Source organism: Streptomyces sp. AK02-01A, from assembly GCF_033795305.1.
Taxonomy (GTDB): Bacteria; Actinomycetota; Actinomycetes; order Streptomycetales; family Streptomycetaceae; genus Streptomyces.
Window position 1 is genome coordinate 145,856 of record NZ_JARBAE010000011.1, and the last position, 14,414, is coordinate 160,269.

At 72.3% G+C, this 14,414-nt stretch carries 9 protein-coding genes and 1 pseudogene; 5 read left to right on the forward strand and 5 right to left on the reverse strand.

Going from position 1 to position 14,414, the window contains the following annotated elements; translation table 11 throughout:
- Positions 1 to 40: 40 nt before the first annotated feature.
- The gene (locus tag PV679_RS13995) at positions 41 to 3,199 is read left to right on the forward strand and encodes a lantibiotic dehydratase (protein WP_319680515.1); all 3,159 of its coding nucleotides are present in this window, start codon (positions 41 to 43) and stop codon (positions 3,197 to 3,199) included.
- 190 nt (positions 3,200 to 3,389) lie between these two features.
- Positions 3,390 to 3,956 (forward strand): Uma2 family endonuclease, encoded by a 567-nt coding sequence (locus tag PV679_RS14000; protein WP_319680516.1) that lies wholly within the window; start codon positions 3,390 to 3,392, stop codon positions 3,954 to 3,956.
- Between the two features lie 124 nt (positions 3,957 to 4,080).
- On the opposite strand, the gene PV679_RS14005 is transcribed toward PV679_RS14000, so the two are convergent.
- Positions 4,081 to 5,667, reverse strand: a complete 1,587-nt coding sequence (locus PV679_RS14005) for a phosphodiester glycosidase family protein (RefSeq protein ID WP_319680517.1) — start codon at positions 5,665 to 5,667, stop codon at positions 4,081 to 4,083.
- A gap of 277 nt (positions 5,668 to 5,944) precedes the next feature.
- Between PV679_RS14005 and PV679_RS14010 the strand changes: the two genes are divergently transcribed.
- Positions 5,945 to 9,184 carry a tetratricopeptide repeat protein gene (locus PV679_RS14010; protein ID WP_319680518.1) on the forward strand — a complete coding sequence of 1,080 codons (3,240 nt, stop codon included), beginning with the start codon at positions 5,945 to 5,947 and terminating at the stop codon, positions 9,182 to 9,184.
- Positions 9,185 to 9,407: 223 nt separating this feature from the next.
- On the opposite strand, the gene PV679_RS14015 is transcribed toward PV679_RS14010, so the two are convergent.
- The 3 genes from PV679_RS14015 to mca form a co-directional block, all read right to left on the reverse strand.
- Entirely contained in the window at positions 9,408 to 11,456 is a 2,049-nt protein-coding gene (locus PV679_RS14015; protein ID WP_319680519.1) for a cell wall-binding repeat-containing protein, read from the reverse strand.
- 314 nt (positions 11,457 to 11,770) lie between these two features.
- A complete protein-coding gene (locus tag PV679_RS14020; protein WP_319680520.1) occupies positions 11,771 to 12,016 on the reverse strand; it encodes a hypothetical protein in 246 nt (81 codons plus the stop codon).
- Position 12,017: 1 nt separating this feature from the next.
- The gene (gene mca, locus PV679_RS14025) at positions 12,018 to 12,899 is read right to left on the reverse strand and encodes a mycothiol conjugate amidase Mca (protein ID WP_319680521.1); all 882 of its coding nucleotides are present in this window, start codon (positions 12,897 to 12,899) and stop codon (positions 12,018 to 12,020) included.
- Positions 12,900 to 12,995: 96 nt separating this feature from the next.
- Here mca and PV679_RS14030 point away from each other — a divergent pair, with 96 nt between their 5' ends.
- On the forward strand, positions 12,996 to 13,397 hold the full coding sequence (locus PV679_RS14030; protein ID WP_319680522.1) for a DUF4307 domain-containing protein: 402 nt from the start codon (positions 12,996 to 12,998) through the stop codon (positions 13,395 to 13,397).
- 218 nt (positions 13,398 to 13,615) lie between these two features.
- A complete protein-coding gene (gene greA / locus PV679_RS14035) occupies positions 13,616 to 14,113 on the forward strand; it encodes a transcription elongation factor GreA (RefSeq protein ID WP_319680523.1) in 498 nt (165 codons plus the stop codon).
- 173 nt (positions 14,114 to 14,286) lie between these two features.
- Here the strand turns inward: greA and PV679_RS14040 are convergent.
- A pseudogene (locus PV679_RS14040) lies at positions 14,287 to 14,376 on the reverse strand (ABC transporter permease); the annotation flags it as partial.
- Positions 14,377 to 14,414: the final 38 nt, after the last annotated feature.

Consider the following 14,414-nt stretch of genomic DNA (forward strand, 5'->3'; position numbering starts at 1 on the left):
GCGTGCTCCGCCCGACCCGGCCCGCCCGTAAGGAGAGCTGATGTCCGACGACGACCCGGCCGTGTTCGACGCCGGCGAAGCCTTCCTGCTGCGGGCGCCCGTCCTGCCCCGTGGGACGGCCGGCGACGACGGGCGGAGCGGCCTGGTCGCGGCCGCCCGGCGCGATCCGGTGGTGGCCGAGGCGCTGCTCGTGTCCAGCCCCTCGCTGTACGCGGCCCTGGAGGAACCGCGCGCGGGACGGCGCCCGTCTCCGGCGCGCACACGCCGGCTGTCCCGCTCGATGCTCCGCTACCACCTGCGGATGACGCGCAGGGCCACGCCGTTCGGCCTGCTCGCCGGGGTCGCGCTGGGAACCTTCGGCGGAGCGCCCCGTGCCCGTCTCACCGGTCGCCGCACCCGGCACATCCAACCCGACCAGGCGTGGCTGGGCGCGCTCCTGGACGCGCGCGACGCCGGCGCCCCGCCCGACGACGTACGCGTCGTCCTCGACAACACCGCGCGGACCCGGGGCGACCAGCTTGTCCTGCCCATGGGGCTCCGGTCCGGCCGCCCCGTGCGGCGCGCCCTCCGGCGGACCCCGCCCATCGACACGGTACTGCGCGCGGCCCGGCGACCGGTGCGCCTCGGCGACCTCGCCGAGGCGGTCCTTGAGGACTGCCCCGGCCTCACCCGCGAGAAGGCCGTCGGGCTGCTCACCCGGCTGATCGCCCTGGAGTTCCTGCTCACCGACAGCGCACCGCAGCCGGTCGATCCCGACCCGTTCGAGCACCTCGCGCGCACGGCTCCCGAACTACCCGTCCTCAGGGAGTACACGACGCGGGCCCGCGCCTACGCGGCACAGGCCGTCGGAGAGGGCACCAGTGCTCTGAGCGCGCTCCACGACGCCGCGGGGTCGCCCGAGTGCCTGCACGTGGACATGGCGCTCGACGCCGACATACGGCTTCCTCCGGAAGTGGCGGCCGAGGCGGCCCGGGCCGCCTCCGTCCTCTGGCGTTGCGCCCCGCCGCAGACGGCCGAACAGCGCGCGCTGGCCGCCTACCACCGGGAGTTCCTGGAGACCTACGGGCAGGGCGAACGGGTACCGGTGACCGCACTGCTGACTCCGGGCAGCGGCCTCGGCCCACCCGCCGGTTACGCGCTGCCGGGAGGCAGCCGCCCGCTGCCGGATCCGCCGGCGGACGCCGCCAGGACGGCCGCCCTCAACGCGCTGTACGCCGGGGCCCTTGTGTCGGGCGACACCGGCGTCGAACTCGACGAGGAGACACTGCGCGCGCTGGACACCGGCCGGGGACGTCCGCCCGCCTCCGCGGACTTCCCGGTCTCCCTGCTCGCCGACTCCCTGGCGGACGTGGCGGCCGACCGCTTCGTGCTGGAAGTGGCGCCCTTCCGCGTCTGCCGTCCGGCCGGGACGCTGTGGGGGCGCTTCTCCCATGTCCTGGGCGCTCAGGAGCACCTCGCCGAGTTCGCCCGCCGTGCCCGCGCGGCCGAAGGCGCCGGACCACGGCCCGTCCGCGTCGACTACGCGCCGCGCGAGCGCCGCATGCTCAACGTCACGCGGGTGCCCGATCCGCCGGGGCGGCCCGGCGCGCGCCTCGCCGTGGGGACTTACGGCGACCCCGGCGCTCCCGGCGACGTCGACCTGGCCGAGGTCCTCGTGCACGCGGACACCCGGCGCTTCCACCTGCTCGACGCGTCCGACGGGCGCCCGATCAGCCCCTGTGTCCCGCACGCGCTCAACAACGCGCTCGCTCCCGACGTGGCGCGCTTCCTGCTGGAGGTGCCACTGATGGGGGTCACCCAGGTGACCCCGTGGGACTGGGGACACCTCGCCACCGCTCCGTTCCTGCCAGCCGTCCGGCACGGCCGGTCCATACTCTCGCCCGCCACCTGGCGCATCCCCGCCGCCGTTCTGACGAAGGACGATCCCGGGAGACACCTCGCGCACAGGCGCGCACGCTGGCGGATACCCGACCGGGTCCACCTGGTGCGCGCGGATCTGCGCCTGGCCCTGGACCTGCGACTGCCCGAGCACAGGGAACTGCTGTACGAAGAGGCCCACGCGCAGGGAGAGGCCGTACTGCACGAGGACCTGTCGGCGGCGGGCCCGGGATGGCTGCGCGGACCCGGCGGAGCCCACGACGCCGAGCTCGTCATACCTCTCTTCGCCCGGCCGGCTCCCCGCCCGCACCGACCGCGCGCCGACGCGGTCGCCGAACCGGCCTCCCGCCCGGTCGGCCCGGCCGGGTCCGCCGGGGCCGTGGACGCTTCGACGCCGGGCACGCCGGGCATGCCCGGCACGAACCCTCCGGCCACCGTGGGAATGACCGCCGGCGAGACCGCCGGCGCGCGTGCCCACGGGCCCACGGCGCACCTGCCCGGCGGCGAGTGGCTCTCGGTCCACATCCCCTCGGCTCCCGAGGACCAGTCCCGGATCCTGACCGCGTACGTGGAGCCCTGGCTGCGCACGGTCTCCGGCGATGTCGACCGCTGGTTCTTCGTCCGCTACCGCGAGCCCGGCACCCACACACCCCATCTGCGCCTGCGCCTGCACGGCACCCCCTCCGTCCTCGCCCGACAGGTGCTGCCGAGCCTGCACGACTGGATGCGCGGCCTCATGGCACAGGGCCTGGCGCGGACCTGGTCCCTGAGGGAGTACCGTCCCGAAACCGACCGGTACGGCGGCCCGGCGGCCATCGGCCTGGCGGAACGGTTCTTCCACGAGGACAGCCGACTGGCCCTGAGCCGCCTCCCGTCGGATTCCGACCCCTTGCCCGTCGCGGCCGACCTGGTGCGCCTCGTCCGCGGGTTTCAGACCGAGCGCGGTCAGGACTGGGAGCGATGGCTGCTGGACCAGTACGCCAAGGACCCTCGGCGGCACAGGACGTTCAGCCGCAGGCGCCGTGACGCGCTGGCCCTCATCCCCGACGGCGGACCGGACACTCCGGCCGGACTCGACGACTGGTACGCGTCACTGACCGCGTACAGCGCCGCCGTCCGCGCCGGTGACGCCGACGTCTCCCGCGTCCTCCGCGCGCTGCTGCACATGCACGCCAACCGGGTCCTGCGCTTCGGCACGGACCTGGAGCAGGATGCCTACGCCCTGGCCCGGGGCGCCGTGGGCGCTCATCACGACCGGCGCCGCGCCTCGCTGAGAGCGAGGGCCCAGAGCGGCGCCGGCGGACCGACGCGGAAGGAATGAGGGCCTACGCCGGGCCCCGGGCCCGCCGCGGTTGCGCCGGACGGCGGCCGGTCGTCTCCGCGAGAAGCTCCTCCTTACACGTAGATCTCGTAGCGCTCCTCGGTCGGCGGAATCGCCGCCCCGGCAGCACAGGACAGTAGGCTGAGCCCGGCAGCGCCGGAACTGTCGAAACTCCTCGAAGGAGGTACTCATGACCGCCGAGATGGTGGCACCCGCGTGGATGCATACGCAGATCAGCGCGGAGCAGTACGACTCCTGGTCCGAGGAGCAGTGTGCCGGCATCGAGATCGTGGACGGGATGGTCTTGGTGAGCCCGAGCGCGTCCAAGCGGCACAACCGGCTCGCCCGAATCCTGGCCAATGCCCTGGACGCCGCCGCGGGCCCGGACTGGAACGCCGACACGGACGTCGACGTCCGCCTGCAGGACGTTCCACTCACCAACCGCCGTCCGGACGTCGTCGTCTACCGGGCAGAGACCATCGACCTCACGCCCACCCGCCCCGAACACGTCCTCCTGGTCGTCGAGGTCGTGTCGCCCGGCTCGGAAACCACCGACCGGATCGTGAAGGTGGACCAGTACGCCAAGGCCGGTATCGCCTTCTACTGGCGAGTCGAACAGGCCGCCACCGGTGTCCCCATCATCTACACCTACGTCCTCGACCCCGCCACCAAGGCCTACCGGGACGGCGAGATGTTCACCGGCGTGATCAAGGCTGCCGCGCCCTTCTCCGTCACCGTCGACCTGGGAGCCGTCTGACAGCGCCGGAAGACCGGTGCGCCGACCGGTGCGCCGCCGAGGCGAGGCCCCGCCGCGCGCCGGGCGGGCGCGGCGGGGCCTCGTGCGAAGGCCGGCGGTACTCCGGCGGCGTGACCGGGCCGGGTCAGCGGCGAGAGGCCGGCAGCACCTGGACGGTGTCACCCACCGCGCGCTCGCCCGTCGCGTCCGAGGTGATGTTGACGAGCTTGCCGCCGACCACCATGGCGCTGGAGCCGCCGCCGTCCAGGTTGAGGGCCTGCTTGGCGCCGAGCGAGCGCATGAAGCGCGCGCCCTCGGCGAGGGTGAATCCCTCGCTGACGCCGGGCTGCCGCCCGTCCACCGTGACCAGGATCAGCCGGCCGCGGCCGTCGATGCCCGCCATGGTGCGGGGCTGGCGCACATTCGACCAGGCGAAGCCGAAGGAGAGGTCCCGAGGATCGAGCGTTCCCTCGGCGGTGGCGTCGATGTGCACGCGCCCGTCCTCCACCAGCGTCGGCGCGGCGCTGACGATGCTGTCGTCGGAGCCGAGCCTGACCTGTCGGCCGGAGGTGTCGCGGATGACCTCCTTCACGGAGATCCGCTCGCCCTTGCGGCTGTGGGCCGACAGCCAGTCGGCCGCGCTGCCGATGCCCTGGAGCACCGAGCCGCCGGCCGGGACGGTGCCGCCGCGCGCGCCGGCGGAGACCACGCGCTGCGCGGCGTCCAGTACGACCTGCGTGCCCGCGCCCTCCGGCAGCCCGGCCCGGAACCGCGGTGTGAACTTCACCAGGTCGTTGGCCTCTACGCAGGTGAGGTCGTGGCGGGGCTGGTCGGTGGGGGTGGCGCCGGGCCGGCCGCAGTTGCGCACCTTGCCGGGCACCCGGTTGATGCCCTGCACCGCGTAACTGGACGCTCCCGCCGACGCGGTGACCGTGGTGGACAGATCGGCGATACGGGGATGCCGGCCGCCGTCCGCCAGGATCAGCGCGGCGCGCGATCCTGTGGCCATCGACTCCAGCTTGCCGTCGTAGGCGGCGATCCCGGCCGTCGTGCCCTGCACGCCGTCGCTGTCCGAGGTGATGAAGAAGCCGCCGTTGACGGCGACCAGCGAACCGGTCTTCGCCGCGACGGAAGAGGTCGTCTCGCGGTCCGCGACATTGCCGTTGTGCGTGCTGCGCACGCTGCCGCGGAACCTGGCCGGGTCGATGACCGCCACATGCACGCTCTGCCGGTCGGCGGTCTGCCGGCCGTCGTAGCCGGTCCACTCCACCGCCACCCGGAGCCCGCCCGCGGTGACCGGCTGGCTCGCGGTCTGCGCCTCGGCCTGGGTGGCGTACGAGCCGACCCGCACCTGCCATCCCATGGTGCCGCGCGGCGTGTCCGCGTACTCCTCCCAGCTCACCCGCTCCACGCGGGGCCGGAGGCCGGCGTCGCGAAGCTGCCGCGCGGTGCCGTCGGCCCAGGACCGGGTGCCCAGCGGGGCCCAGGTGGCCGCGCCGGTCAGCCGGTTGACGGCGGGTGCCTGGACGGTGACCGTCCAGACCGGTGTGACACGCGTGTTCCGGATGACCCCGGTGCGTACGGATACGCCGGGAGCCACGGTGTCCGTCGTCCAGTGGACCGCCGGAGAGGCGGCGGCGGAGACCGCGGCGGGCGCCGTCGGCGTGTCGGCTTCGGCCACATTGGAAACGGTCCAGGGGTTGACGGCCGCGAGAACGGCGGCGGTACCCATCGCGACACGTATCCGAATACCGCGGTGGGACCTGCCGGCTCCGCGCGGACGTCCGCCGTCTTCGTTGTGCATGGTTGTCCCTCAGCGGGTAGTTGTCCGAGTGATGCGTGGCCGCAAGTCCAGCCGCGCCCGGGGACCGGGACGGTAACGGCGGAGGTCGGCGCGCGGAAGCCGCGATGAAGGACGCCGCGGAAGACAGGACACCGTAACTCCTCGCGCTCGCGTGGTCCGCGCAGGACAATATCCCCAAACCCGAAGCTTTCAGAGGGGGACGTAGATGCGGGAAAGCCACCGGGCCGAGGCCGAGAGGCTGTTGGTGCGCGCCGTCGAGGAAGAGGTGCGGCGCTCCGGCGGTCGGACCGAGGGAAGCACCCTGCTGGCGCGCGGTCGAGGCGCGCTGGACACCATGGCGGCCGGCGCCGGCGAGGAGTACGCCGCGTATGTGCGGGCGCTGGACGCGGCGGAGGCGGAGCGGCGACCGCTGTCCGGCCGGTTCAGCCGGAGCACTCTGGGAACGCCGGTGCTGGTCACGGCCGTCGCCACGGTCGCCGCGATCGGCGCGGATGTGGCGCTGGGCACGGCCACCGGCACCGCGCTCGGCGCGGGAGCCGTCGTCGCCGTCGCCGGAGCCGCGACCACCGTCGCCAAGGTCACGGCGTCCCGCTGGCCGGCCGCGCACCACCGGGCGGGCGCGGCGGGCCAGCCCGGCGGGCCCGAGCAGCTTCGTCTCCAGTGGCTGACGGCGCTGGAGGTACGGGGCATCCGCCCGTTCCTGGACCAGCAGCGGGTGCTGACCTCGGCGACCAGGCGCACCACCACGAAGTCGCCGGCCGCGCCGCGGCTTCGCGGCGGGGACCGCAGCGCGGCCGCGCGCCGGCGCAGTGTGCTGGAGCAGTCCTTCGGTCATCTTCCCGAGCCGGCCGGGCCGTTCGCGGGCCGTCGTGGCGAGCTGGCCCGGATCGCGCAGTGGGTGCACGCGGCCCGCGCGTCGACGGAGACGAAGCCGACGGTGGTCGTGCTGTACGGCGATCCGGGATCCGGACGTACGGCGCTGGCGGTGCGGGCCGCGCATCAGCTCAAGGACCAGTTCCGCGGCGCGTGCGTCGTCGATCTGCGCGGCGGCGGTACGGGCGAGGCGCCACTGTCGACGCGGGACGCGCTGCTGCATCTGCTGAACCGGCTGGGCGCGCCGCGCGAGCAGCTCCTGTTCCGTGAGCGGACCTCTCCCGAACAGCAGGTACGGCGGCTGAGCGAGCTGTACCACCAGCATCTGACGGGCCTTCCGGTGACGGTCGTGCTGGACGACGCCTCCGATCCCGAGCAGGTACGGACACTGGTGCCCGAGCGGTCGGACAGTCTGGTGCTGGTGACGGCCCGGCGGCCGCTGGAGCTGCCGGCCGATGTCCCGGCATGGGTGCATCAGCTTCCGGTCGGCGTGCTGGACGGTGCGGGCGCCGAGGAGCTGCTGCGGGCCTCGGCCGAGCAGCCGCCAGGATCGGCGGCCGGTCCTTATGACGCGCGGGCGGCCGATTCCATCAGGGAGTTGTGCGGCGGTCTGCCGCTGGCGCTGCGCGTCGCGGGTTCCTCGCTCGGCACGCGTACGGCCCAGCGGCTGGCCGCGGATCTCGCCGCGTACGGTCCGGTGGACCCGGTCGAGCGTGCGCTCTGGCTGCGCTACACCGACCAGAGCGACCAGGGCCGCCGGCTGTTGCGCCGTCTCGCGCTGGCCGGCCGCGCGTCGCTCGGCGCCGCCGCGGCGGCGGCGCTGCTGGCGACCGACGAGCAGGAGGCCGGGCGGTTGCTGACGGCGCTGTCCCGGGCGGGTCTGCTCGACCATGTCCGCGCCAGCCGCTACCGGCTGCATGACGTCGTGCGGACCTTCGCGCAGGCCAGGCTGGAGGACGAGGAGGCGGCGGAGGACCGTACGACCGCGCAGGAGCGGCTGGTCCGGAACTACGCGGAGCTGGCCGACTCCGTGATCCGGCTGGTCGACGGCAAGACGTCGACGCGCGCGGATCTGTTCAAGAGCGCGGCGGGCGCGCACGGTTTCTCCTCGCTGGACGCGGCGCTGCGCTGGCTGGACGAGGAGTCGAGCTTCATCACGGCCGCGCTGCGGCATGCCGAAGGCGTGGACCAGCAGGCCGTACTGGACCTGCTGGGCGCGCTGTGCGACTACTGCCTGCTGCGCGGTGACCTCTACCGGCTCGGTGAGATCAGCGAGTTGGCGCAGGCGGTGGGCCAGGGGCTGCTGGTGCGCTCGGTCCAGTGGCGTACGGGTATCGCCGCCCGGCAGCTCGGTGAGCTGGACAAGGCGCGTACGACGCTGACCTCGGTGGTCGATCTCTACCGGGAGGCGCAGCACGACGCGGGAGCGGCCCGCGCGCTGTGTTCGCTGGGCATCACGCTGCACCACCAGGGCAATCTGACCGAGGCGTCGGCGAAGCTGCGCGAGGCGATCGAGCTCCAGTCGGTGCCGGAGCTGGCGGCGGACCGCGCCTGGACGCTGCACGCGCTGGCCGCGGTCGAGCGCGACCGCGCGAATCTCGCGGAGGCGCTCACTCTGCTCTCGACGGCGCTGGTGCTGCACCGCGAGAGCGAGTCCGTGCACGGAGAGGCGTGGACGCATTTCCAGCTCGGCCAGGTGTGTCTGCGCATGAGCGATGTGGCGCGGGCGGAGAGTGAGCTGCGCGCGGCGCTGGAGCTGTACGGCAGGGTCCAGGACGGCCGTGGTGAGGCGTGGGCGCTGACGCAGCTCGCCAGGGCGCGGCTGGTGGACGGTGAGCCGGATCCGGCGGCGGCGCGGCTCCAGGAGGCGCTCGCGCGGCACCGGGAGAACGAGGACGCGCGCGGTGAGGCGTGGACGCTGTACTACCTGGGCCAGGCGCTGGAGGAGCGCGGCGAGCGCGACCAGGCGGTGCGGGAGCTGGAGCGGGCGCGCACGATGTTCTCGCGGATGCGCGATGTGTACGGTCTGGCCTGCGCGCGGCACCATTCGGGCCGGGTCACCCGGGACCAGCGCGCCGCTCAGACCGGCAATCTGCGCAACTCGGGCTTCGCCCGTCAGCTTCTGGTCGACGCGCGCGCCGACTTCCGCCGTATCGGGGTCGCGCACGGCGAGGCGTGGACCTGCCTGGAGCTGGCCATCATCGACGCGGGCAACAACCGTCCGGCCCAGGCGCTGAGTCTGTGCGACGAGGCGACGGCGCTCTTCACCTCGTACGGCGACCGGCGCGGCGCGGACTGGTCGCGTTTTCTGCGCTGCACGCTGCTGCCGTTTGCCTCGGCGGGCGGTGTGGAGGTCGGGTCGGTCGTGGCCGAGCAGGAGCTTTCCGATCTCTCGCGCGACCGCCATACCGGCCGTGACGGCAAGCTGGAGGACTGCGTGGAGGCGTTCGCGGTGGTGCTGGCCCGTGGCATCACTCTGGAGGACGGCTGGAGTGCCTGGCAGCTCGGCATGGTCCCGAACAGGCACGCGCGCGAGGTGATGGGAGTCCCGGTAGGTGCCGGCGGCGTCTGAGGCCCGTGCCACCGGCACCTGAAACCGCGCGCCACCGGCACCTGAAACCGCGCGCCACCGGCACCTGAGGCCGCGCGCCACCGGTACCTCAGGCCCGGTGCCGGCTGGCCGGAAGCACCGAAAACGCGGCGGCGGTCCAGGCACCCGAGTGCCTGGACCGCCGCCTTCTGCTTGTCGCCCGCCGCGCGTTTCCGTCGACGGACGGCTTTCCGGACGCGCCGTCCTACGGAGCGGTGCGCCGGTCCGGTGCCGGCAGGTGCTCGCCCGGCGTCACCGCGGCGCCGGCCGCGGGCCGTCCGCCGTCGGCGGAGTCCGGAGCCGCGGCCCGGAAGGACCGCGCGGAAGCGATCGTCGGCGGAATACCGGCCTCCGCCCAGACCGTGTCCACCCAGCCGCTGCTCGCGGCGATCGCGTTGGCGATGCCGGTGCGGTTGGCGGGCGGGTACGACACGTTGCCACCGAAGGTGTGCACATACGAGATGCTCGCGGACCGCTTGGTGAGGTAGTTCTCGGCCACGGTCGAGAGGGTCGCCTCGGTGGACCAGAGCATCGGTCCGTAGGTCGCCGTGACAGCGCCACCGGCGACGGCGTTCTGCCAGACCCAGGTGTCCTCGACGACGGCCGAGGTCGGCGCCGTCCACCAGAAGTCGGCCAGCTCGGCGGCGACGTCCTCATGGGTCGCACCGCCGATCGCCCAGTAGTTCCAGCCATTGACCAGCGGCATCTGCCGGAACGCCTGCTCGGCGATCGAGCCGACCGTCACCAGGCCCGTGGTGTCCGGGTCCAGCGCGTTGATGTAGTTCTGGACGGAGGTGGAGGAGGACTTCCCGTTGGTCAGCAGCACCACGCCGGTGCCCCGGTAGCCCAGCGCGCCGGCCGCCGTGGACGCGGCGATCGGGTCGTGGTAGTCGTTGCCGTCGGCGATGAAGACCCAGCTCGGAGCCGCGGTGATCTGCTTGGCGATCCGGGCGGACATCGAGGAGAGGTCCGTGCCTTCCAGCCGCAGCGCCTTGTAGCCGAGCGCCTCCACCTGGGTGGCCACCTTGGCGGCCAGCAGATTGGTGTTGCCGGTCAGATAGACGGTGCCGCCCTTGGGCAGGACGCGCTTGAGCTCGGCGGCCGCGGAGTCGTCCAGCGAGCCGCTGGAGGTGCTCAGGACCGGGCCCTGCTTCTCCGCGCCGAGCGAGATCGCCGGGGCCGCGTAGGTGGCGTTGCCCTTGTTGATCAGGACGGCGGACTTGGCCTCGATCCAGCCGGGCTGGTGCGTTTCTCCCAGTGTGTCGAACGTCCAGCGCGACGCGGCGGCGTCGATGCCGATGGGGCCGGTGCCGTAGATCCGGATCAGTGCGTTCTTCCGCAGCGGCTGCCAGGCGGGCTTGCTGCCCGCGTCGGTGAGCGCGGTGGAGGTGCCGGCCGCCGGGTCGAGGATCCGCACCGTCTGCTGGTCGTCGGACTGTCCGGCGTGTGTGGTGTGCGCGTCGTAGGCGATCCGCCCGTTGGCCGGGTCCCAGGACGGGTTGAGATGGTCCGTGGGATCGGTGGTGATCTGGGTGACGGCGCTGCCGTCGGCGTTGGCCGTGAAGAGCTGCGTCCAGCCGTCGACCAGCCGCGTGAAGACCAGCCGGCTGCCGTCCGCCGAGTACACCGGCGAGGAACCGGAGGCGATGAGCCGCTTCACCGCGTCGGTGTCGGGGTCGTACGTCCAGATGCCCTGGCTGTCGTAGCAGCCGTAGTTGGCGCGCCGTTCGAAGGCCAGTGTGCCGTCCGGGCTGGTCGTCGGGTGCACGTCGCAGACCGTCTCCGGCTCCTGCGCGTCCGTCAGCAGCGGCTCGGGCGCATAGGAGCCGTCCGAAGGACCGTAGACGAGCTGTCCGCCCGTGCTGAACACCACATACCGGCCGTCCAGCCAGAAGGCCGGGTCTTCGTAGGCCGCGCTGGACCGCACGCCCTCCGCCCACGGCAGGGTCACGAGCGAGGTGCCACCGTTGACCCGGCCGGTCTTGATCTGGCTGCCGCCGGCCACGACCCGGCTGCCGTCCGGCGACCAGTTCGGCGTGTGACCGTTGTTCTCGATACCGGGTACGGAGCGCAGCCCGGTGCCGTCCGCGTTGATGGTCGCGATCCCGTTGCTGCCGCCGTACAGCCCGATCTGTCCGCCCGTGACATCGGCGGCGGCGGCCTGGGCGCCCGGTGCCACCGCACCGAGCAGGCCGGCCGCCATGGTGGCGGCCGACGTGAGCGCCGCGAGACCGCGGCGCGCGCGTGAATTCAAGGAAACCCCCCACAGAGTCATGAAACAGCCTGTCGCCGGGCACCTCGGCCCGCGTCGCCCCCCGGCTCACACCGCATGCGACCGCGGCGCACGCATGGCTCCGCGCGGCGCCTCGTGGCGATCAAGCACCAGCGGCATGATCGTAGGGGGGATCACTTTCACCGCTGGAACACATGTTCGAAACATTGAATGAACAGTTGGGGCCGGAGACCGGCCCGGGCACCGCGGGACCCCATGAGACCCGGTGGGTGTCATGGGGCCGGTGACGACCGGCGCGTGGAGCGGCTCGCGGACCGGTCGGCCAGGCGGTACGGCTACGGCGCGCCCTGCTCGCCGTGCGGAGCGGAGGACGCCCCGGGCGCGGCGGACGCCTTGGCCGGTGCCGGGGCCTCTTCGAAGTCGACCTTGCCCATGTGGCGGTTCATCGACTTCATCAGCAGCCACACACCGATCGCCATCACCGCGAACACGATGAAGCCGAGAACTCCCGGCGTCACCTTGTTCTTGTCCAGCTCCTGGGCGAGGGGAACCAAGTGCGTCACTGCCTGGGTCGCATACATATCAGGCATTGTCGCGGATGCCCGCGAAGAGGTCGCTCTCGGGGAGGGAGGTGTCGACGAGGGACTTCGCCAGCTCGTACTCCTCCGTCGGCCACACCTCCCGCTGGATGTCCATCGGCACGCGGAACCAGCCGCCGTCCGGATCGATCTGCGTGGCGTGCGCGATCAGCGCCTTGTCACGGATCTCGAAGAAGTCGCCGCACGGAACATGCGTGGTCAGCGTCCGCTCGGCCCGCTCGAACTCCTTCCAGCGCTCCAGCCACTCGCCGTACGGGGACTCCAGACCGCGCGCCAGCAGCGCCTCGTGCAGCGCGACCGTACGCGGCCGGTTGAAGCCCTGGTTGTAGTACAGCTTCTGCGGCTGCCAGACCGGCCCGAACTCCTCCTCCGGATACTTCTCCTTGTCCGCCGCCGCCTCGAACGCCAGCATCGAGATCTTGTGGGTCATGATGTGGTCGGGGTGCGGATATCCGCCGTTCTCGTCGTACGTCGTGATGACCTGCGGCCGGAACGAGCGGATCAGCCGGACCAGCCGTCCCGCCGCCTCGTCGGCGTCCGCCAGCGCGAAACAGCCCTCGGGCAGCGGCGGCAGCGGGTCGCCCTCGGGCAGCCCGGAGTCGACGAAGCCCAGCCACTCCTGCTCGACGCCGAGGATCTCGCGCGCCTCGGCCATCTCTTTTTTGCGGACCTCGTGGATGTGCTCCTCGATATAGGCGTCACCCTGGAGCTTGGGGTTGAGGATCGAGCCGCGCTCGCCTCCCGTGCAGGTCACGACCAGCACGTCCACCCCCTCGGAAACGTACTTGGCCATGGTGGCGGCGCCCTTGCTCGACTCGTCGTCGGGGTGGGCGTGCACGGCCATCAGTCGAAGCTGCTCAGTCAAGACTCGATCCTCAGTGATTCGTCGCATCAGGCGGCTTCTATAGTGACGGATATCGGGGGGCGGAAAATTCCGGCACCCGACTCCGGGAGGACGATCATGGCCGTGGTACGCGAGGAGCTTCCGCCGGGCCGCTACGGCCGCCCGGCGGACCAGCGCGCGGACCGCGGGCTCCGGATCGTGGCCGCGGTGCTCGGCGCCGTGCTGCTCGGCCTGATCGGCTGGTTCGGCTACCACTATGTGGTGGGCCAGGGCGTCTCCGGCGAGATCATCAAGTTCAAACGGGTCTCCGCCACCGCGGTCGAGGTGCATCTGGAGGTCCGCAAGGACCGGGACGCCACCGGCACCTGCACGCTGCGCTCGCTGGCGGAGAGCGGCGCCGAGGTCGGCCGCAAGGACGTGCGCTTCGGCCCGGGCGAGACCAGGATCGACCAGATCGTCACCGTGCGTACGACGGAGAGCGCGACCAGCACGGAGCTGCTGGGCTGTACGTCCGGCTGAATCGCCGGCTCCGCCCGCGGTGCCTGGGACCGTCGCCGGAATCCCGGCCGGAACCGCCGTACGTCTCCGCGCTGACCTGCGCCGATGTAATTCTGATGGCATTCGTCCTCCCCCTTGCGCCCTGAAATTGTTAGGCTCGTGGTTTCGCCCACCCGAGAAGGCACAATCCTTCTGAGTAGGGCGTTGCTTTGTATTCCCGGTACCTACGAGGAGCACCTGTGACCCAGACCAGCGAGAACGTCACCTGGCTTACCCAGGAGGCGTACAACCAGCTCAAGGCCGAGCTGGAATACCTGTCTGGTCCCGCCCGCACCGAGATCGCGAAGAAGATCGAGGCCGCTCGCGAGGAGGGCGACCTGCGGGAGAACGGCGGGTACCACGCGGCCAAGGAGGAGCAGGGCAAGCAAGAGCTCCGCGTGCGCCAGCTCACCCAGCTCCTGGACAACGCGAAGGTCGGCGAGGCCCCGGCGGACGACGGCGTCGTCGAGCCGGGCATGGTGGTGACCATCGCGTTCGACGGTGACGAGGACGACACGCTCACCTTCCTGATGGCCTCGCGCGAGTACGCGAGCGCCGATATCGAGACGTACTCACCGCAGTCCCCGCTGGGCTCCGGTGTGAACGGCAAGAAGGTGGGCGAGGACGCTCAGTACGAGCTGCCGAACGGCAACAAGGCCGCGGTGAAGATCCTCGCGGCCAAGCCGTACACGGGCTGACCCGACAGACAGAACCACGCTCGACAGACAGAACCACGAAAGGGCCGTACCGCGCGACAGAAATGACGCGGTACGGCCCTTTCGCCGCGCCCGAGGCCGTGCGGGACGCCCCGGGCACGGGTCCGGCAGGCACCGCACCGGTCCCGCGCACCGGTCCCGGCCACGGCCCGGACTCAGGCGGTCGCCGAGCGGTACTCGCGGACCGCCAGGGTCCGGAAGACCACGATGATCAGCACCGACCAGAGCAGCGAGGCCCACACCGGAGGGCATGACGCCACGGCCAGAAGACACACTTCAAGGG

Coding starts and splice junctions, on each gene's coding strand:
- PV679_RS14005 (WP_319680517.1), bottom strand. CDS start 5,667: ATGGGTACCGCCGCCGTTCTCGCGGCCGTCAACCCCTGGACCGTTTCC.
- PV679_RS14020 (WP_319680520.1), bottom strand. CDS start 12,016: ATGTATGCGACCCAGGCAGTGACGCACTTGGTTCCCCTCGCCCAGGAG.
- PV679_RS14030 (WP_319680522.1), top strand. CDS start 12,996: ATGGCCGTGGTACGCGAGGAGCTTCCGCCGGGCCGCTACGGCCGCCCG.
- PV679_RS14010 (WP_319680518.1), top strand. CDS start 5,945: ATGCGGGAAAGCCACCGGGCCGAGGCCGAGAGGCTGTTGGTGCGCGCC.
- PV679_RS14000 (WP_319680516.1), top strand. CDS start 3,390: ATGACCGCCGAGATGGTGGCACCCGCGTGGATGCATACGCAGATCAGC.
- PV679_RS13995 (WP_319680515.1), top strand. CDS start 41: ATGTCCGACGACGACCCGGCCGTGTTCGACGCCGGCGAAGCCTTCCTG.